This window comes from Alcaligenes pakistanensis, from assembly GCF_014652815.1.
GTDB lineage: Bacteria > Pseudomonadota > Gammaproteobacteria > Burkholderiales > Burkholderiaceae_B > Alcaligenes > Alcaligenes pakistanensis.
Map to the genome: position 1 here is coordinate 79,429 of NZ_BMZN01000003.1, position 19,171 is coordinate 98,599.

16 protein-coding genes are annotated in these 19,171 nt (G+C 55.9%); 5 read left to right on the forward strand and 11 right to left on the reverse strand.

All coding sequences use genetic code 11. From position 1 onward, the window contains the following. Positions 1-377: YidB family protein (locus IE156_RS09685; protein WP_189392339.1), on the reverse strand; the 377-nt coding region annotated here is incomplete at its 3' end. A 223-nt stretch (positions 378-600) separates the two neighbouring features. On the opposite strand from IE156_RS09685, the gene IE156_RS09690 reads away from it, so the two are divergent. Both IE156_RS09690 and IE156_RS09695 read left to right on the forward strand, forming a co-directional pair. Continuing rightward, positions 601-1,521 carry a delta(1)-pyrroline-2-carboxylate reductase family protein gene (locus IE156_RS09690; protein ID WP_189392340.1) on the forward strand — a complete coding sequence of 307 codons (921 nt, stop codon included), beginning with the start codon at positions 601-603 and terminating at the stop codon, positions 1,519-1,521. A gap of 113 nt (positions 1,522-1,634) precedes the next feature. Further along, positions 1,635-2,375, forward strand: coding sequence for a flagellar brake protein (locus IE156_RS09695; protein WP_189392341.1), 741 nt, complete (start codon positions 1,635-1,637; stop codon positions 2,373-2,375). Between the two features lie 6 nt (positions 2,376-2,381). On the opposite strand, the gene IE156_RS09700 is transcribed toward IE156_RS09695, so the two are convergent. Beyond that, entirely contained in the window at positions 2,382-2,984 is a 603-nt protein-coding gene (locus tag IE156_RS09700; RefSeq protein ID WP_189392342.1) for a nucleotidyltransferase family protein, read from the reverse strand. Positions 2,985-3,660: 676 nt separating this feature from the next. Here IE156_RS09700 and IE156_RS09705 point away from each other — a divergent pair. Continuing rightward, positions 3,661-6,963, forward strand: coding sequence for an autotransporter outer membrane beta-barrel domain-containing protein (locus IE156_RS09705; RefSeq protein ID WP_189392343.1), 3,303 nt, complete (start codon positions 3,661-3,663; stop codon positions 6,961-6,963). A gap of 219 nt (positions 6,964-7,182) precedes the next feature. Here the strand turns inward: IE156_RS09705 and IE156_RS09710 are convergent, their stop codons facing one another. From IE156_RS09710 to IE156_RS09725, 4 genes are all read right to left on the reverse strand, one after another. Continuing rightward, on the reverse strand, positions 7,183-7,758 hold the full coding sequence (locus tag IE156_RS09710; protein ID WP_373296525.1) for an N-carbamoylsarcosine amidohydrolase: 576 nt from the start codon (positions 7,756-7,758) through the stop codon (positions 7,183-7,185). A 34-nt stretch (positions 7,759-7,792) separates the two neighbouring features. Then, on the reverse strand, positions 7,793-8,845 hold the full coding sequence (locus IE156_RS09715; protein ID WP_189392345.1) for a 2,5-dihydroxypyridine 5,6-dioxygenase NicX family protein: 1,053 nt from the start codon (positions 8,843-8,845) through the stop codon (positions 7,793-7,795). Between the two features lie 81 nt (positions 8,846-8,926). Continuing rightward, positions 8,927-9,751, reverse strand: a complete 825-nt coding sequence (locus tag IE156_RS09720; protein ID WP_189392346.1) for an alpha/beta fold hydrolase — start codon at positions 9,749-9,751, stop codon at positions 8,927-8,929. A gap of 2 nt (positions 9,752-9,753) precedes the next feature. After that, the gene (locus tag IE156_RS09725) at positions 9,754-10,725 is read right to left on the reverse strand and encodes an amidohydrolase family protein (RefSeq protein ID WP_189392347.1); all 972 of its coding nucleotides are present in this window, start codon (positions 10,723-10,725) and stop codon (positions 9,754-9,756) included. Between the two features lie 290 nt (positions 10,726-11,015). Between IE156_RS09725 and IE156_RS09730 the strand changes: the two genes are divergently transcribed. Beyond that, positions 11,016-11,576: a MarR family winged helix-turn-helix transcriptional regulator gene (locus IE156_RS09730; protein WP_189392348.1), complete on the forward strand. Its 561-nt coding sequence runs from the start codon at positions 11,016-11,018 to the stop codon at positions 11,574-11,576. Positions 11,577-11,593: 17 nt separating this feature from the next. On the opposite strand, the gene IE156_RS09735 is transcribed toward IE156_RS09730, so the two are convergent. Genes IE156_RS09735 through IE156_RS09750 form a run of 4 tightly spaced genes read right to left on the reverse strand, consistent with a single transcriptional unit; the run spans position 11,594 to position 16,540 of the window. Beyond that, the gene (locus tag IE156_RS09735) at positions 11,594-12,361 is read right to left on the reverse strand and encodes an ABC transporter ATP-binding protein (protein ID WP_189392349.1); all 768 of its coding nucleotides are present in this window, start codon (positions 12,359-12,361) and stop codon (positions 11,594-11,596) included. Further along, the gene (locus IE156_RS09740) at positions 12,358-13,374 is read right to left on the reverse strand and encodes a FecCD family ABC transporter permease (RefSeq protein WP_189392350.1); all 1,017 of its coding nucleotides are present in this window, start codon (positions 13,372-13,374) and stop codon (positions 12,358-12,360) included. The genes IE156_RS09735 and IE156_RS09740 overlap by 4 nt, the downstream gene beginning before the upstream one ends. Continuing rightward, positions 13,371-14,450 carry an ABC transporter substrate-binding protein gene (locus IE156_RS09745; protein WP_189392351.1) on the reverse strand — a complete coding sequence of 360 codons (1,080 nt, stop codon included), beginning with the start codon at positions 14,448-14,450 and terminating at the stop codon, positions 13,371-13,373. The genes IE156_RS09740 and IE156_RS09745 overlap by 4 nt, the downstream gene beginning before the upstream one ends. Before the next feature lie 38 nt (positions 14,451-14,488). Further along, on the reverse strand, positions 14,489-16,540 hold the full coding sequence (locus tag IE156_RS09750) for a TonB-dependent receptor plug domain-containing protein (protein WP_229841198.1): 2,052 nt from the start codon (positions 16,538-16,540) through the stop codon (positions 14,489-14,491). A gap of 363 nt (positions 16,541-16,903) precedes the next feature. Between IE156_RS09750 and IE156_RS09755 the strand changes: the two genes are divergently transcribed. After that, positions 16,904-18,217 (forward strand): short-chain fatty acid transporter, encoded by a 1,314-nt coding sequence (locus tag IE156_RS09755; protein WP_189392352.1) that lies wholly within the window; start codon positions 16,904-16,906, stop codon positions 18,215-18,217. Positions 18,218-18,224: 7 nt separating this feature from the next. On the opposite strand, the gene IE156_RS09760 is transcribed toward IE156_RS09755, so the two are convergent. After that, positions 18,225-19,136 carry a LysR family transcriptional regulator gene (locus IE156_RS09760; protein WP_189392353.1) on the reverse strand — a complete coding sequence of 304 codons (912 nt, stop codon included), beginning with the start codon at positions 19,134-19,136 and terminating at the stop codon, positions 18,225-18,227. Positions 19,137-19,171: the final 35 nt, after the last annotated feature.

The following is a 19,171-nucleotide window of genomic DNA, read 5'->3' on the forward strand; positions in this document are numbered from 1 at the left end:
CTGCTGGCATCAGCAATATGGGAGGGATCAAACTGCCCATTCGGGCTGGCTTGGTTGATCAGCGATGGCAGCATGATCTTCAAGTTATCCAATACGCTTTGCTGATTCAAACCCGACAGATCCACCAATTGCTTGATAGCAGGCTGCCCCATCACGCCCAACAAGTCCTGCTGACCAATTTCCTGATTGCTGCCCTGCGAGATCCAGGACGACACCACATCCCCAAAGCCGCCAGTGCGGAAACGCTCGATCAAGCCACTCAAGCCACCTGGGTAGCTGCTGACGACTTGAATCAGAGCAGGCAACAAAGCGCCCTGCTCCTTGGATTTGGCATCGCTAGACGACAAGGCGGATACAACAGAATTAAGCAAACTCATTATTTTTCTCCCCAATGCACGGCACCGCGCGTGGGCAAGTGCTGATATCAGGCCTCATTATGCCGTGACAGCCCGCTAGCCGGGGTGGATTAATTGTCAAGGTGGGTCAATAGGTCCCCCCCGGAAAGGCCCTATTGCCCTGGACGACGCCTACGCTACACTGGTTTACCGATAGCCCGGCCCTATGTCCCGACAAGCAGACCGACTCAATGGAGACCCTGGAATGACGCAAACTTCCTTTACTGTTCTGTCCGTAGAAGACACCGTTCGCGTTTTGCCTTACCCCGAGTTGGTCGCCCAACTTGGAAAAGCGGTGGCTCAATATGCAGCTGGCACTATCGTCGCTCCTACCCGTCAAGTTCTGGACTATCCAAAAACGGGGCAAATGCTATCCATGCCTGCCGTCTCGCACGATATAGGCGTTCATAAACTGGCCAATGTCATGCCAGACAATCTGCAACAGGGGCATGGGATTATCCAGGGACTGGTCAGCGTGTATGACGCCAGCAACGGCCTGCCTTTGCTGCTTATGGATGCTCCCACCTTATCCGAGCGCCGCACCGCCGCTGTGTCTATGTTGGGCATTCAGGCCTTGTGGGCACAAGGGCCAGAGCACATCACCTTGCTGGGTTATGGACGTCAAGCCCTGGCGCATTGTGATGCCATCATGACGCTCTACCCCAAAGCGCGCGTCACACTGACCGGCCGCAATATAGAACGCGCCCAGTCTGTGGCGAAATCGCTGCAAGCCCAATTTGGAGACAGAGTGCAGGCTGCGGCTACTGTGCCGGAAAAAACAGATGTGCTGATTGCATTGACCTCCAGCCTGACCCCCGTTTATCACGAAGCAGCCCGCCTTGATCGACTATTGATTGGCCTGGGTGCCTTCAAGCCGGATATGGCCGAGTTCGAGGCTCACACCCTGTTGGCCAGCCGTCTGTATGCGGATGATGTCGTCGGTGCCCGCCAAGAAGCAGGAGATCTGATTCAGGCCGGGGTGGACTGGGAGCAAGTCCACAGTATTCACCAGGTACTGCGTACACCAGCCCCTAAAGACAAGCCTTTATTCTTTAAATCTGTAGGCTCGGCTGCCTGGGATTTGGCTGCTGCACGTTGTGCTTTGCACTGTCTAGATCAGGCCTAAATACTTAGCTCGCTAACTAATAGCTTGGGCATTCCAAATCGCGTCCAGAGTGTTACTCTGGCGCGTACGATTCCTTACAGTCACTTACTGATCTCTTTTTTGCCGCGCTACCCATGACTTCTCCTCTTCCTCCTACCGAAGACGATCCGTATCAGATCCAGTCCAAATTTGAAATTCTGCGTGTTTTACGGGCTATCGAAAAAGGAGGCCTGTTATTGCACATGGAAGCCAACCAGGGCAATGACCGGATTGTCACCACCATTTTGGACATTGATCTGGACAACAATGTCGTGGTAATTGATACCGCCAACAAAGAAGAAAAAACCCGCAATCTGCTGCAGTCCGAACACACCAGTTTCGAGACCTCGCTGGACAAGATCAAGGTAACCTTCCAGGGCCCTGCTCCCGAAGTGGTGTCCTACGAAGGGCAGCCGGCTCTGGCGATCCCTATTCCGGAGTCTATTCGACGTTTACAGCGGCGCGAATTCTTCCGCGTTAATGTGCCCGTCAGCGAACCGGCCATGGTGATTTTGCGTCTGAATAATGAATCCAAGAGTTTTCTGCTGCACGATATCAGCGGCGGCGGTCTATCTTTGGTGGACGAGTCCCAGAGCTTGGCAGAAGTCATAGGCACGCATAAAACCGAGTCCTTGCTGGAACTGCCGCAAGCCGGCTCTTTTGTGGTTGCTCTGCAAGTGGCGCGTACTGAGATGCAGCAGCTCGCCAATGGCAAGCAGATTCAACGTTTGGGCTGTACGTTTATTGATCTGTCTGCTTCCACGCAGATGGCGATTCAGCACTACATCAGTCGTCTGGAGCGGCAGCAGATCGCCAAGCAGCGCGGACACGGTTAAGGTGTTTCAGGACATCCCCAAATCGCTTGGGATGTCCACATCGCGCAAAATTCCTTCATCCACTAAAGGCACGAACAGGGTCTGATCTCTGTTGGCTTGCAATAAGCCGCGCGCACCCTGTTCATCTGGCAGTTCTAAAAGCGGCTCACGCCACTCCAGGCCAAAGCCGCTCGGATTGCCGGGCTGGCCGTTTAAAACCGGCCGTACAATCCCCGCCCCATCTTGCACCGCTTGAGCCACCGCGGCTACCGTACTCGGCCGCACCCAAGGCATATCTGCCAGCAACACGACGTAGCCGTATTGGGGACTGCAAGCCTGTATCCCGGCTTTCAAACTAACACCCATGCCGCGGATGGCTTCTGAAGCCTGAACGAACTTGATCGGCAAGTCTTTTAGCTCTTGGCGCAAGAGCTGTTCATGAACATCACAAACAAGCAGCACCTCATCCAGCACTGACAATGCGGTTTCACAGACATGGCGCACCATTGTTTTACCATCTGCTGTCTTGGCCAATAGCTTCAACTGTTGACCAGTCGGATCGAAGCGTCGGCCCAAGCCTGCTGCCAGAATAATGCCCGTCACCCCTGATACATGCTGCTGCCCTGCCATCCTGGCTCCTTGTGAGCTATGTAGTGTCTGGTCGAATATGGTTTGCTGTTTCGCTTATTAGACTAAAGGAAGGGGATGAGGGGTACAAGCTTAGTGGGAAGAGCAAGTGGCGTTTGGGCTTTAAACAGTGCCACTTGTTTTCTTGTGAGGCCCGTGTGCGGCTTGGCGGGCGACTCAGGGTTCTGGCCGCAGGCAGTACGTCGAGGCGGGATGCAAGGGTCATGCTGTTTGAGGAGCGCGCTTGCGGTTTGTCCGGGGGACAAATCGCGCTCCGAGTTCACGACCCGCCCGCCACGACGTACTGACAAGGGGACCCACGCGCAGCGTGGGCAAGGGCCCCGCCAAGACAAGCCGAACACGGGCCTCACAAGAGAACCATCCCGCCTCACACAAAGCCCAGACGGCACACCCAGAGAAAACCAACTCCCCCCATCCATTCCCAAAAATACTCCAAGTGTTCTGACCCCGTTTAAAGAAGAAAGGTAAAGGTTTAAAACCATCGGTGTCTTTTCAAGACCATCTGCTATATTCCACCGACGCAGGCTAAGGAAATCTCCCTGCGCTAGCCCCCCCCGACGCAGCAACAACGAACGCCTTACTCTAATCAAACTGCTTCCTCCCTTTCAGGGGCCATTAAGTGCAAACAATATTCCGCGCATTCACCACCTGCTCAACAATGAAACTAACAAAACTTTATGCTGCGCTGGCGCTGGCCATTGCACCACTATCTGCTCACGCCCTGGAAGATAGAGCCGTAACAGACGCATCGGGACGCACCGTGTTCATCGCGCGTTTTTTTGACATGGGTGATGGTGTATTCGACGACGACAGCGGCACGTCCTTCTGGAGCTGGAACGGCCGCCAAGCCTATAAAGAACAGCTGCTTGAAGGCATAAGCTATTGGGCTGAAATACTACAGCCTCAAGGCGACAACCCAGCAACCATCGTCAATATCGGCACGATTAATGACCCAGGCAATGCCTACGGGGGCTCACCCACCGCCAATGACGGCCAAAGCGCACTCACACAGATGCAGCAAAACATCTTCGGCCTGTCGCCTGCAACAGGGACGCTGCAGTTCGGTGGACATGGTTTTTTTGGCCTGGGCCAAGACAACTACGCAACAAACCCCGCGTTTACGCAAACGCCGCTTACCGGTAAAGACAGCGTACTTCTGACGGCCGTCCACGAAATTGCCCACGGGCTGGGCATTGCGAGCAGCGTGGAAGACAGGGACTTATTCAATGGCACGCAACTATATTTCGAAAGCCACTTGAACAGCTGGTCGCAACTGCTCAGAGACGACAACGGCAACCCGGCACGCCCGGATCAGCAGATTGTGTGCGACGGTTGTGGCAACTTCTACGACCCCGATTCATTCGATTTGCGCCAGGACCAGGGATTCCTGCTTGGCCCCAACATCGAACAAGTACTGGCAGGAGGCCTGCGTGGTGTACCTGTCAAAATGCTGGATGACGATGGGGACGTGGACAATAACCACATGAGCCATATCGAACTTCGCAACAGCGTCATGAGCCACCAGAACTACCGCAACTACTCAGGCTTCATGGAAGCTGAGCTGGCAGTACTACAAGACCTAGGTTACACCATTGACCGAGCCAATTTCTTCGGGCGCTCAATCTACGGCGATGGCCTTGATCTGGTGAATACACAAGGCTTCTTTGGGCGCAATGCCGCTGGCACCCAGTACCTCCCGGGTCAATACAACCAGGCGACACTGGGCTTGGGACTGCATATCTACGGTAGCAACAACCAGATCCGGCAAGCCGCTGACCTGCTGGCAGCAGGATCCGGCGGAGCAGGTATACGGGTGGATGGCGAAAACAACACCCTAGTCATCGATCCAAGCGTCAAAATCTACGCGGATGGCTTGAACGGACAAGGCGTTCAATTTGCCTACGGCCGTGGACACACACTGGTTCATCGCGGCGACATCCAGGCTACCGGCCCTCAGGGTGTGGGCCTGCGTTTTGATTTTGGCACCAATGCCCTAGGCGACCATACCGAGCGTCGCGGCTCCTACATACGCAGCATCGAGGGTGTCAATCAAGCCCTGCTCCCGGAACTGGACGGCCCATTGGTTCAACAGGCCGACATTAGCGGGCGAGTCGCAGGCAAAGAAGCGGCCATCCTGATTTCTGATAACGCCTACGTAGAGCGCATCAACCTGATGCAAGGTGCCCAGATAGAAGGCGACATTATTTCGCGCTATGCGCAACGCGACGACAATAATCAGCTACGCCTGACCACACTCTCTTTCGGCCAGGCTGCCGACAGCCTGGGCCGCAGCATCGATCAGCCCGATGCAACATTTCACCTCAGCTACGCCGGGAACATCACAGGCAAAGACAATCTGGCCCTGTCGTTTGACGGTGGCACAACGCAATTGAACGGTACCTTGCAGGTCCACAGTGCCACCGTCCAGGAAGCAGCAACGTTGGGTGGCAATGCCAGCTTCGATCTGGCCAGCGGCAGCGCCCTGATTAACGCTGGCACCTTGACACCCGGCAACTCAGCCGGACGCATCAGCGTGAACGGAGACTTTCAACAAACAGCAACGGGACGCCTAGTCGCTGAATTTGACGGCAAAGGTAGCCACGACGTGCTTGCCGTCAGCGGCCATGCTGACCTGAACGGCACACTAAAACTGGAACCTTTGGCTGACTGGTATCAAAACTCCTGGTCGGTCGACACAGGCCCTTTGGTGGAAGCGTCCAGCCAAAGCGGCAATTTCAGCACCACCCAGATCGCTCATGTATCGCCCACCTTGCAGTTTGACGCTGCTCCCTTGGGCAGTGAGCGCTACCGACTGTCTGCCAGCCGCGCCGACAATGCCTACAGCCAGTATGGCAACGATGCCAACCAGCGAGAGGCCGGAAACGCCTTATTCAAGCTGGCTGCCGCTGGACCCACATCCGCACAAGCGCTATTCCAGGCACTCGACTTCTCGGCCACGGACGGCTCACAAATACCCACCGCCCTGGACCAGATTTCACCGGCTGGCTACAGTGCTGCAATGGCCGCTTCCCTGATGCATGAGCGTTCAATCATGCAAACCGCCCGCCAAGGCATGAGCCAAAGCCTGCTGCGGCCCGGCACGGAATGGCAGGGCTACGCCTTGGTATTTGGCGCCAACGTCGATCAAAACACGCGTGGCTCCATGCTTGGCTACGATGCCAACAGCTATGGCCTGATCGTTGGGGCCGGACGCGCTCTGGAGTCGGCACCCGACTTTGCCGTGGGAGCCCAACTTGATATCTCAGACCTGTCGGTCAAGCCGGATGCCCCTTACTCTGGCAAGAGCAAAGCCACCGCATTTGGCCTTGCTGCCCATCTGCAATACCGTCCTGGAGCAAGGGAAGGCCTTTTTGCTTTCAGCGGGCTACGTCTGGGCCTGGAGCAAGCCGATATGCGTAGGCAGATTGCTATCGGGGACTACCAAGCGAGCCACTCGTCTGACTGGACCGCACGCAATCTGTCGCTTGATGCTGGCACAGGCTACCTTTGGGAGCTCAACCCATCATTTTCGGTGGGCCCCTTTGTCAGCATGAACTATGCCTCGGTGTCCCGCCCCTACATCGACGAATCGGGCAATGCGGCAACACGCCTTCATCTGGACAGCAAGCGCGTAGACGCCTTGCGCTCCAGCCTTGGCCTGACAGCCACCTGGAATCGCGCCCTGGATGATGGCAGCAACTTGGCCGTGAATGTCGACATGGGCTGGAATCACGAATGGTTGAACCGCGACCTGACTCAAACAGCCCGTTTCGCGATTACGTCCACGGATACCACGTTTAATACCCGTAATAGCGTGCTTCCCCGCGACACGATGAACCTGCGAGCAGGCCTGACCTGGCAACGCAGTGAGCACCTGTCGATTGGCACCGGCATCAGTTCACAGTTTGGGGGCGGATATTCATCGCTGCAAGGGCAGGTGAATCTGCGCTGGGCGTTTTAAGAATAGACGCTTGCCAGGAAGCGTGATTGTTGCTTGAAACGGTGGGAGACACTGATGCATATGTACAAAGTGTTCTCCCAATACCATTTGCGCTTTCACTAATGCTGCTTGTGTTCTTGTAGGGCCACGCAAAGCCAAAAAAAAACCCCGAGAGTCAGCCGACTCCCAGGGGCACAGGTCCGACAGCCTGCCCCCAAGCGGCAGACTATCGATACTCGGTCACAGTCCCAACAACGTCATCGCCTCTTCACGCGTTGCCACGGTGGCGTACTTCTGACGCATGTCGAACAGGTTGGCGTCATGCGGGCCAATAGCACGGTCACCCACGCAATCAGAGACCACCAAGGGACGAAAGCCCAGTTGCATCGCATCGACCACGCTGGAGCGTACGCAGCCACTGGTGACGGCACCGGCGACCAGCAGCGTTTGCACACCACGTTGAGTCAACCATGCCGCCAAAGGTGTGCCGAAGAAGGCCGAGGGCACATTCTTGCGAACCACAAACTCACCAGGGGCAGGTGCCAGTTCAGGCACGATATGGCTGTTGTGCGCGTCTTCGGTCAAGCCCAACATGCCGGGCACTTTAATGCTGAAGATATTGTTATCCGCGCCATCATCCGCATACACGATGCGAGTGTGAGCCACAGGCCAACCTTGCTCACGCGCCGTTGCCAGCAACTTCTGCGTATTCTCGATGGCCTCTGGAATATTGCCTCCACCAAATACCGCTGGATCGGCAAAGCCATTAACCAAATCAATAATCAGCAGACCGAAAGGAGCTTTGGGCTCCAGCATCGAACCAAAACCTTGTTGAGCGTACACCGCTCCTTCATTCGTACTCACCCACGCCTCCGTCCAGTACTTTGCCATCACGCACGACCGCACGACCGTCCAGGCTGACCGTGCAATGGCGCAAAGGAATATCAATATGGCAGGCTGTTGTGCGCTTGCCACCCGCTTCATTGTTCGGGCCCAAGGAGAACAGGAAGTTACCCTCGAACGCACGCGCGTCCATGCCAATGGTGTTCTCACGCGAATACAGACCCAGCGTGGACCAATGGCAACGTGGCTGCAAACCCCAACCGATGTGCGAAATGGCGTAGCCTTCGGGGTCATTAAAGGACTTCATGTATTCGTCCAATAATTGCGCCTCGATACCGCCTTCAATCTTCGTGGCGTAGCCGTTTTCCACCGTCAAAATAATTTGCTCGGAGGAATACTTTTTCTGCGGCAAAAGGATATCGCCCTTATCGATCACGATGGTGCCGTTGGTACCCAGCTCATTGGGCCAAGTCAGCACAAAACCGCTAGGCCAGTGGTCCCAACGACCGGGCTCATCCACGAAGCCGTACTCGCGAATGGCAGGGAACTCACCCAACGGGCAGCGCAAATCTGTACCGGCTGCCGAGGTAATGCTCATTTCCTTGGCGGCTTTGATCAAGGCTGCCGCCGCGGTCACGCGAGCACGATCTGCTTCGGTCGGCACAGTACGCACCAGAATTTCTGGTGGCTCTACCGCCAGCAGAATCTTGGTACCCGACTTCAGAATATCGATCTGCTCGGGCGAGAACAACAAGGTCATCAAATCCAAGACCAGATCGCTGGCCTTCAGAGCTGCAATCGCTGCTTCGTTACCTGTCAAAGGCGTAGTACCCAGATAGGCCAACGAGTCGCGACTCAAGGCTTTTTCAGCATTAACGGGCAACAGGTCCAGGCGATTCACAATCGCGCCCATGGACTGCGCCGCAATCTGTGCACACTGCATGGTTTGCTGATTCGTCGTGGAGCTGGTCAGCAAGGTCACCGTCTGACCTGCTTGCAGCTTGGACAAGCGCAGTACCTCTTGCCACGCTTCGATAAGTTGGTAATCACTAACTGCCATTTAGTCTCTCCTTGTGAGACACCTCGGCTTCAAACCGACATGCCTTATCACGACGGGGCCGCCCAGGCGGCCCCATCAACATCACACCAAACGTTGCCCCAGGAAGTCACCGAAGGCTTCGTAGAAGCCTGCCTCGTTGTCCCAAGGAATCATGTGACCGGCATTGGGCACACGTACGTGCTGAACGCCTGAGGCCAGTTGCTGAATCTCGGCCACGTCTTCATCACGCACCACATCGCCACGCTCGGCCGTCATCAGCAAAGCGGGGACTTTCAGATGCGGGAAATCAACATGCACATCATCGGTGTGGAAGCCTTCAAAACTGGCCAGAATCGCAGGCTCGTGGCAGGTGTGCAGCCACTGAGCACGCAATTGCAACTGCTCTTGGGTCCAGGTCGGGCAGAAGGCACGCATGTCTTCTGCGGAGCAGCCTTTACGAGCCATGGCCATGGAATCCACATACCAAGGCAACTTGGACGGGTAGGCACGGCGATCTGGGCCAGAAACAGGAGGATCAACCATCACCAGACGGTTCAGGCCATCGCTGTTCTTATGCGCTGCACGCAAACCAATACGTGCGCCCATCGAGTGACCAACCACGATGTAGTCTGTCAGACCCAGCGCTTGAGCCAAAGCGATCAAGTCATCGGCCTGGGCGTCCAAGCTGTAGTCCATGCCTTCCGCCGCTTCGCTCAAACCACGACCACGCACGTCCTGAATATAGGTATCGAAGTGCTTGCCGAACTGCTCACCCACAAAGCCCCAGGTCACGGCCGGGCTGGTGATACCAGGAACGATGATGACCGCTGGACGCTGATCGCGTCCGCCGACGGAACCACCGAAACGCAGATAATGTTGACGAATGCCATTGGCATGGACATGAGCGCCATACAGAAAAGTGCTCATGCTTAGCTCCGGTCCAGCTTGAACAAACGAGCTGCATTGCCGTAGCAAACCAGATCGCGGGTCTTGTCATCCATCGGGGCTGCTTCGATGAAGTCAGCGGCCAGCTCGGTGGATTCGTAAGGGTAGTCCACGGAGAACAGCACCGCCTCGGCACCCATTTCACCAATGGCACCCATCAAGGTCGGGGCGGAACAGACGCCGGAGGTAGTGATCAAAATATTGCTGCCGATGTATTCGGACGGCTTGCGCTTCAAAGTGACGCCGTGCGGGTACACCGCGAAACGGCTGTCATAACGCCAGCGCTGGAATGGCAGACCTTCACCCATATGCCCCAGAATCAGTTTCACCTCCGGGCAACGGTCAAACACACCACCAAACAACATGCGCAGCGCATGGGTGCCAGTCTCTACACCCCAGCCCCAGGTTGCGCCCATCAGCTCTGGGTGACCCGAATAAGCATGTGGCATTTCGTAAGCATCAAAAGGATGCAGATAAAACGGCACATCCAGCTTCTGTACGGTTTCCCAGAAGGCATCATATTCGCGGCCATCGTAGTACACGCCATGCGTGTGACCGTTGACCAGAGCACCTTTCAAACCCAAATCCTGTACCGCACGTGTCAGCTCTTGCGCGGCAGCAGCCGGGTCTTGCATGGGCAAAGTAGCAAAGCCGCCCAGACGATCTGGATGGTGCGAAATTTGCTGCGCCAGGAAATCATTGTTCTGACGTGCGCGCTCGATGGCAACCGACACATCCTTTTCTACCTGCACGCCCGGACCTGTTTGCGAGAGCACCACGTACTCAATCCCGGCACGGTCCATAACCTCCAGACGCTGGGCATCGAAGTCATGCAAACGGGCCATCAGCTCGCGCGCGTCGGTACTGTCAATATGTTTGACAAAGGCCTTGGAATAATCCTCAAAGCCAACGGCGTTGAAGTGCTCCTCCAGTGCTATTTTTTTAATACGTTTCACCGTAAATTCCCCCTAAACCATTGATTTACATAAAATCATCTGTTGGACTACCCAACAATATCTATCAGTATGCTGATTATTTTTGTTTTCAGCAAGTCGGGAAATCACATATACTTTGGGGCGTGGACAGAGCCTGTAGAAATGATTACAAATCAGAAATCGAGGCCTCTGTTCGCGCTAGCGCAGCCCTGCCTTCCTTGTAGACGCCGACCTTGCTGCCGTACTCTTCGCAGGTCGTCCCGCTTCCAGTCTTTTACCTTGCAGGAAAATGACTGGCAGACACTCTATTGATGACTGACTTATCCATGAAGAATCACGCCGAGTTAAAGCAAGAAGAACGATTGGAATCCGACGAAACCAAAATCTTAGGCCCGGTAGAAAATGATGATGCCGAGCAGTTCCGACGCAAGCTGTGGTCACGGCCCGGCTTTCTGGTCCGGCGTCTGAACCAGATTCACTACGCGATGTTCTACGAGGAATGCAAAAGCGATATCACCCCTGTACAGCATGGGGTGTTATTCGTGCTGATGGGTTCACCCTGGCTGGACCAAACCACCATTGGCTATGAACTGGGGCTGGACCGCACGACGTCGGCCGACGTCATTCGCCGCCTGGAAGAAAAAGGGCTGCTGGGACGACGTGTTAACCCCGATGACCGACGCTCGCGCCAGACTTTCATTACCGAGGCAGGCCTGGCCGCCATGCAAGAGATAAGCACGGGCATGAACCAGGCACAGGACCGCCTGTTGGACCCATTGACGGCCAAACAGCGCCAAACCTTCATGGCCATGCTGACCCAGATTGTTGAGCACAACAATCAATACGGTCGTGCCGCACTGAAGAATATGTAGGCAATCCGCAAGGGGTGTTACGCCCCTTGTGCGTACCAATCAGGTAGTTCAAAGGCATGCGCTGGCAGCTGGTAAAGCTGGCGCAAACGGGCCTGACTTAGCATGTCACGGGGCTGGCCCTGCGCCAGGATTCCCCCATCCCGATACAGAATCACCCAGTCCGCCACGCGAGCAGCATGCTCGGGTTGATGAGTACACAAGAGCACGCCCAAACCCTCTTGGCGCAAGTGCGAGACTTGATCCAGCACCCGCAGCTGATTGGCAAAATCAAGGCTGGATGCCGGCTCATCCATGATCAGAAACTGCGACCGCTGTGCCAAAGCACGCGCGATCACACATAGCTGACGCTCTCCGCCACTGATCTGATCAATCCGCTTTGGTGCCAAATGCCCTATGCCCAGACGAGCCAGACAAGCTCCCACCCATTGACGATCTGCTGCACGCGGTTGGGTATACCAGGCAAGCTCACTCGCGCAGCCCAGCAGCACCCATTGCTCTACCGTGAACGCAAAGGCTGAATCCTGGGCTTGCGGCACATAGGCCAATTGCCGCGCCAGGGCGCGACGGCTCCATTGTTCCAGAGGCTTGCCCTGCACCCTAACCTGCCCACTCAAAGGCGGCTGCAGACCCAGCAAGGTGCGCAGCAAGGTGGACTTGCCACTGCCATTAGGCCCAAGCAAACACACCACCTGTCCGGTTTGCACATGCAGATTCAAATCGCTGGCCACCTGCTTGCGCCCATAGCCTACGGCCAGATCCAGAGCTTCCAAACCTTGTCCGATCATCGTTGCCTCGCACCACGAGCCAGCAACAATAGAAAACCGGGCGCACCGACCAGGGCGGTGAGCACACCCAAAGGCAATTCCAGCGTGCCGATGCTGCGCGCCAAGGTATCCGTCAATAAAAGAAAGGCCGCCCCCACCAGTAGACAAACCGGCAAGAGACGCGAGAAATCCGGGCCAACCAATAAGCGTGCTACATGCGGAATCAACAGACCCACCCAGCCAATGATGCCTGCCAGGGCCACACACACCGCCGTCATCAAGGTGGCGCAGACGATCAAGAGGCAACGCAAAGCAGACACAGGCATGCCCAGGGAGCGGGCCTCGTCATCCTGCAAAGCCAGCACATTGATACGCCAGCGCAGCAGGCAGACCGGAATAATGCACACCAGCACGATCATCGCAGCAGGCCAGACTTCGTAAGAGCGCACAGCACTTAAGCCGCCCAGCAGCCAGAAGGTCATGGAGGGTAATTGCGAATAGGGATCAGCCAGAATTTTGACCAGCGATAAAGCCGCGCCCAGCAAGGTACCCACCGCCATCCCCGCCAAGACCAGAATCAAGATAGGCGGATGATGGCGCAGCATACGCGCCAGGCTCAAGACAATGCCCACCGCCAGCAAGCCCCCCACAAAGGCGGCCATCTGCACGCCGAACATGGAGAGGTTCAAATAAATAGCCAGAATCGCACCCAGCCCCGCCCCCGAGGATACGCCCAAAATATCGGGGGACACCAGGGGATTGCGAAACATGGTTTGATACGCCGCGCCTGCCGTAGACAAGGCCGCCCCCACCAACAGAGCCGCTGCAATACGCGGCAAACGCAAGTCCCAGACGACACGTACCGCCTGAGTATGTGCCGCTTCCGGATCACTTGAAAAGCCGGCAGCCAAGGCCCGCAGCACATCGGGTCCTGACAAGGGGTAGGCACCCTGTCCCAAGGCAAACACCACCAACACAGCCAGAATCAGCCCCAAAACAAGCAGCAGTAGCCCGTAGGGCAATCCGGTCTTCATGAGCTTTGCTGGGAGCCCAGCGGGTCCAGCCCTTGTACCAATCGCTTGATTTGTTCGCTATCCAGCGACATGCCGTAAAACACCGAGTAAAAGTCCTGCAGCTCTAACAACATGCGCGGCATAGCGTCACTGCCTTCCAGCAAGGCACTAAGCCAAATCACACCGGCCAGCCGATTGATTCCCGGCGGGCCATCCAGCCAGCCAAAGGGTAATGCCGGGACGCGGTACAAACGCCCTTCCCGCAGCGCCTTGAGCTGGTTCCAAGGGGCTTGGGTACGCGCCAGCTCAAAGAAAGCATCATCCTGGGCAAACAGAATGTCCGGGTCCCAGGCCAATAATTGTTCGTAAGAAATACGGCCCAGACGATTATCGTTTTGTGCATCGCCCATGACCGTTAAACCACATAAGCGCAGCACCTCGGTATGAATGGACTGGCCCATACCGGTTTCCAAACCATCATTGCCACGCGCCAGATAGGCTTTCAAACCTTTGGCACGGGGTCGAGCAGCCTGATGGGCTTGATCCAAAATCACTTGTGCATGCTGGGCCAACTGCTGGCCACGGTCGACCTGCCCCAGCAGATGTCCCGCCTGACGCAACTGCGCCGGGCTGTCATTTAAGCGACCGTCCATCAACACATACGGCACACCCGTTTGCTCCTGAACGGCCTTGGCCGCAGACTCGTAATAGGGATTCACATCGCCTATATCCAGAACCATATCGGGCTTCAAAGCCAGCAAGCTTTCCAAGGACAAGGTACTGCCCCGGCCTGCCAGACGACCCAGATACGGCAAAGAGAAACCTGCCTGGACCATCAACTCCTGCGCAGCAGGAGCCAACTGAAACGGCCACCCCAAAAGGGTATGGGGGGCTATGCAATACGCCAGCACAGAAGCAGGCGGGCCTGCGGCCACCACCCGGCGTACCTGTGCCGGATCAGGCAGCTTGCCCGCCACGCTGAGGTGCAGATTAATAGCAGCGCTGGCCCCAACCTGCTCCGACTGGGCCAACAAACGGGCATGAGGCGCCAAAATCGGCAGTGCCGCCAAGGCACGCAATACATCACGACGCTTCATCCCGCCCTTCCCCTTTCACTACAGATCACAATACCGCATTAGAAACGATAGCTTCCGCCCACAAACCAGACGCGGCCAGGCATAGGGTAGCCTTCTTTATATTGGTACAACTTGTCGCCCAGGTTACGAACACCGGCTTCCAGGGTGATGTCGGAATTCGGACGCCAGATCCCCTTCAAGCCCAGTAAAGCAAAGCCCGGGGTTTTTTCGTAAATCTGATCACCCTTGCTATTGGCATAGGAGTAGTAACGGCCACTTTCGGTTTCCACCGAACCCATTACCTCCCACTGCGCCGATGGTTTCCAGCTAAGGTGCGCGAACAAACGGTGAGCGGGCGTATCCACCAATTTGACGTCGGGGTCGGACTGGTTACGACGATTCAAATAGGTGTAGGCCAAGCCCCCGGTCCACTGAGCCGAAAATTGCTGCTGCAAGGACAGCTCTACGCCCATTTGGCGAGCTTTGCCAACGTTGGTGGCTTGATCACAAAAGCCCACAGGACGGTACTTGTCGCAGCCCGGAGCCTGGATGACGGTGCTTTGAATCATGTCGCGCACCTGGCTCAGGAACAACGCCGATTCCAGCTGAGCACCTTCCCATGGCTGACCACGCAGACCCAGCTCGTAGTGAATGGCATGCTCGGGTTTCAGATCTGGATTGGGCTGGGCGTAACCCATGCGGCTGGAGTAGCGATCCTTAATCGTGGGGAAGCGGGTTTTATAAGCCACGCTACCGTAGACCTGCATGGCCTCACTCCAGTCGTAGCCTAGCTCCAGCAAGCCGTTGGTGGCATCGGTATCGCCGGTTTCAAAATTGTGTGCTTCTTTGGCTTTACGACGTTCGTGGCTGGCACCGACACGCAGCTGCCACAGATCCCCCAGAGCAATGCGGTCTTCAAAAGCCAAGGAGGTGGTCACGTCTTTGTAGTGTTCCGTGCCAGCGGGCTTAGGATCACGGTGCGTATCTTCCTTGTAGTGCAAAGCAAAGTGCAGTTCGTGATTATCCAGGCTGCTGTTCACCCACTCCAGCGCTGCGCCCCGCGTGCGGTCCGAGTACTCGCTGGTCGGGCCTGTCAGCGTGGCGTACTGGCCGTCGCTATACATATCCAGACCGTTGCTGTACTTGTCCTCGTAGACACGGGTCTTGAGGGTGTTGTTCTCACCCAGCTGGGTAGAGCTCAGGAAGTACAGGCTTTCCTTGTCCCAGTAGGGCCAGCGCCAGTACCGTTGACCCAGCTTGGCATCATTGACGCCGGTGTAAACCGGATTGTCTTTCTGGCCTTTCTGGTTCACATACCCGATCACGTATTCATCTGTCGCATTTGGCGTAATGCCCAGTTTGAAGGAGGCTTTCTTATCTCGTTGCGAAGCGTTGCTGCGCGTATCGCCCGTATCGGTAGGACGCGGTTTTTGATCTTCAAAGCCACGGCCCAGCGGGAAGGTACGCTCACCCGACCAGGACAGGCCTGCTTGCAAGTACCAGTTGCCCTGATTGGTGCCGACGTTTAAAGCGCTATAGCGCTGATCGCCCGTGGCATAGCCAGCGCGGAATTCGCCCTCAAATTCCTTGACCGGTTTACGGCTGACCAGATTGATCGCCCCCCCCATGATGTTGGGGCCATACAGTAAGGAAGCTGCGCCCTTGGCCACGCGAATTTCGCTCAGGTCCATGGTGGTGAAACGGGTGAAATCCACATAACCGTCGTACGGCACGTACTGGGGAATACCATCCAGAAACAAAGGCACCTGACGCGAATCGAAACCGCGCACATAGACCATTTGTTCATTTCTAGCCCCACCTGCGGATACGCTCACGCCGGGCTGCACACTGACTGCGGCACCCACATCACGCAAATCAAAAGCCTGCATTTTCTCCTGGCTGACAGCGCTCTCCCCCAACGGCGCATCGCGCTCCAGATTGGACTGCACCACCACCTTGCCTAACTGGAAAACGCGATCGTTATCTTCCTGGGCATACGCCTGGCCTGATGCCAAGGCTCCCATCATGCTCAAGACCAATACACGCGGTACAAAACAGACGGTTTTTTTATTGTGACGCGCAGCAATAGCGCGTCTGGACTGATGTCTCATTCCACTTCCCTCAGTAATCTTTCTAATTGATTTATGAACAACGACGACACAAAAACACAGCAAAAAAAAACGGGCCCAAAAGGGCCCGTAAATAGAACCCATCATCGAGCGATGAGTGATGGTTCTTTCGAAAACACCGCTATATAGTAGAGCATATAGCGAAGAACTACAACTAGCCAGAAACTTTGAGACTCAGGTTTTCCCGTCTTCCCAATCTGCGGCGTCTCGCCAACAATACGGCTGTACTGAGCATTGCCATCCCAATGTACTCAGGCAGGTGCCCCTACCAATTGGCACCAAAATGCCATCCCATAACATCAGGACCAGCGCAAATACTGGCGCAAGTCCACAAAAGGAGAATCTATGTTTAAAGCCATGACGCGCGGCTCGGTCCGCCTGGTTGAACGCTATCTGCCCGACCCATATATCTTCGTCATTCTGCTCACGCTGATTGCCGGTGTCTCGGCAATGGCATTTGAACAACGATCTCCCATGGAAATTGTCCAGTACTGGGGCAATGGTTTTTGGGGTCTGCTGACTTTTGCCATGCAAATGCTGCTGGTGCTGTTAACCGGCCATATGCTGGCCAGCACCCCCTTGGTAAAAAGCTGGTTGCGCGGTCTGGCCTCTCTGGCTCGCTCTGCTGGCTCGGCCATTATTCTGGTCACGCTGGTTTCCTTGGCCGCCAGCTGGATCAATTGGGGCTTTGGTCTGGTGGTGGGTGCCTTGTTCGCCAAAGAGCTGGCCCGCCAAGTACGGGTGGACTACCGCTTGCTGGTCGCCAGTGCCTATTCCGGCTTTCTGGTCTGGCACGGCGGGCTAGCCGGTTCGGTTCCGCTGACCATTGCAACCTCGGGCCACTTTTCCGAAGACAAGATTGGCATTATCAGCACCTCTGACACCATCTTTGCCTTCTTCAACCTGGCCATTGTGATTACCTTGTTTGTCCTGGTGCCCATCATTAACCGCTTGATGTTGCCTAGCGAAAAAGAAAGTATTTATGTAGACCCCAAACTACTGGAAGAAAGCCCCGACGACCTTAACCAAACCACAGACCGTCCAGCCGACCGTCTGGAAAACAGCCGTCTGATCTCTTGGATCATCGGTCTGGCCGGCCTGGCTTATTTGTTTGATTACTACGTGCTGCGCGGTGCCACCCTGAATCTGAACGTCATCAATTTCACCTTCCTGATTCTGGCTATCTTGCTGCATGGCACCCCACGTCGCCTGCTGAAAAGCCTGGATGAAGCTATTCGTGGTGGTGCCGGGATTGTGATCCAGTTTCCCTTCTACGCGGGCATCATGGCCATCATGATTGACTCTGGTCTGGCGGCCAGCCTGTCCGAGTGGATGGTGTCGTTTGCTACCGCCACCACCCTGCCTTTCTGGACTTTCATGAGCGCCGGCCTGGTCAATATCTTTGTTCCTTCCGGTGGTGGGCAATGGGCCGTGCAAAGCCCCGTGGTCATTGCGGCCACCCAAGCCCTTGACGCCGATATGGCCCGCACCGCCATGGCAGTTGCCTGGGGTGATTCCTGGACCAATATGCTGCAACCTTTCTGGGCCTTGCCGGTGTTGGCAATTGCCGGCCTGAAAGCCAAAGACATCATGGGCTTTTGTCTGATCCAACTGATCGTCTCGGGCATTGTTATTTCGATTGGCTTGACCTGGTTGTAAACGGCTCCTACCCCGCGTCCAGCTCCTCACACACTTGGCGCAGCTGTTCCCGAAACCATGCATACGCGCCACTGGCGCGTGTGCGCTCATGCCAGATCTGATAAATACAAAACGGCTCTAAATCGAGTGGGTGCTGCAATATATCCAGCGCATGGCCGGCACTTAACAGGCGGGCCATGCGCTCGGCCACGCTGATAATCAAATCGGTGCGCTCCAGCAATGCCGGTACCGCTAGAAAATGAGGCATGCTGGCCTGCACCTTTCTTTCTAACTGACGCATTTGCAAGGCATCCGCCAAGCGGCGCTCCCGACTGCCATTGTGACCCGGCACGCCGATATGGCGTCGCTGACAGAACTCGTCCAAGCTCATCTGCTCGGCATCACGGCCACAGGCGCGCATCAAGACCACATACCGATCCTGGAATAGCTCTTGACGAAATAAGGGGTACGTCACCGCCGCGAACGAGGAAAGCACCAGGTCTACCCGCCCACCTAACAGCCAATCATCCGCGCCCAAGTCAGCCATATCCATGACTTCCAGACTGCTCAAAGGCGCTTTGAGCTGCAAATGGGCCGTCAAGGCGGGCATCAAGAGGTATGACAGATATTCGGTCGTTGCAATCCGGAAACGAACCGCCAGACGAGCCGGTTCAAATTGCTTGCTGTCTGTCTGCACCAAGTCATCCAGCAAGGCCAACGCCTGTTCAATACGCGGCGCCAAGGCACGTGCTTTATGGGTAGGCTCGACCCCTTGGGCTGTGCGCAAAAACAAAGCATCATCGAAATACAGCCGCAGCTTGGAGAGCTCCTTGCTAACGGTGGACTGATTAGAGTCCAGGCTCAGGGCCGCCCGACTGACATTGCACTCTCGAAACACCGCCAGAAAAATGCGCAGCTGATCCAGGTCCAGATTCCTCATTCCCCCCTCCTGGCCGAATCTTTCCATTTCGGCCT

Coding starts and splice junctions, on each gene's coding strand:
- IE156_RS09690 (WP_189392340.1), top strand. CDS start 601: ATGACGCAAACTTCCTTTACTGTTCTGTCCGTAGAAGACACCGTTCGC.
- IE156_RS09695 (WP_189392341.1), top strand. CDS start 1,635: ATGACTTCTCCTCTTCCTCCTACCGAAGACGATCCGTATCAGATCCAG.
- IE156_RS09755 (WP_189392352.1), top strand. CDS start 16,904: ATGTTTAAAGCCATGACGCGCGGCTCGGTCCGCCTGGTTGAACGCTAT.
- IE156_RS09745 (WP_189392351.1), bottom strand. CDS start 14,450: ATGAAGCGTCGTGATGTATTGCGTGCCTTGGCGGCACTGCCGATTTTG.
- IE156_RS09710 (WP_373296525.1), bottom strand. CDS start 7,758: ATGCTGGAGCCCAAAGCTCCTTTCGGTCTGCTGATTATTGATTTGGTT.
- IE156_RS09740 (WP_189392350.1), bottom strand. CDS start 13,374: ATGAAGACCGGATTGCCCTACGGGCTACTGCTGCTTGTTTTGGGGCTG.
- IE156_RS09750 (WP_229841198.1), bottom strand. CDS start 16,540: ATGAGACATCAGTCCAGACGCGCTATTGCTGCGCGTCACAATAAAAAA.
- IE156_RS09705 (WP_189392343.1), top strand. CDS start 3,661: ATGAAACTAACAAAACTTTATGCTGCGCTGGCGCTGGCCATTGCACCA.
- IE156_RS09720 (WP_189392346.1), bottom strand. CDS start 9,751: ATGAGCACTTTTCTGTATGGCGCTCATGTCCATGCCAATGGCATTCGT.
- IE156_RS09735 (WP_189392349.1), bottom strand. CDS start 12,361: ATGATCGGACAAGGTTTGGAAGCTCTGGATCTGGCCGTAGGCTATGGG.
- IE156_RS09760 (WP_189392353.1), bottom strand. CDS start 19,136: ATGAGGAATCTGGACCTGGATCAGCTGCGCATTTTTCTGGCGGTGTTT.
- IE156_RS09730 (WP_189392348.1), top strand. CDS start 11,016: ATGACTGACTTATCCATGAAGAATCACGCCGAGTTAAAGCAAGAAGAA.
- IE156_RS09715 (WP_189392345.1), bottom strand. CDS start 8,845: ATGGCAGTTAGTGATTACCAACTTATCGAAGCGTGGCAAGAGGTACTG.
- IE156_RS09700 (WP_189392342.1), bottom strand. CDS start 2,984: ATGGCAGGGCAGCAGCATGTATCAGGGGTGACGGGCATTATTCTGGCA.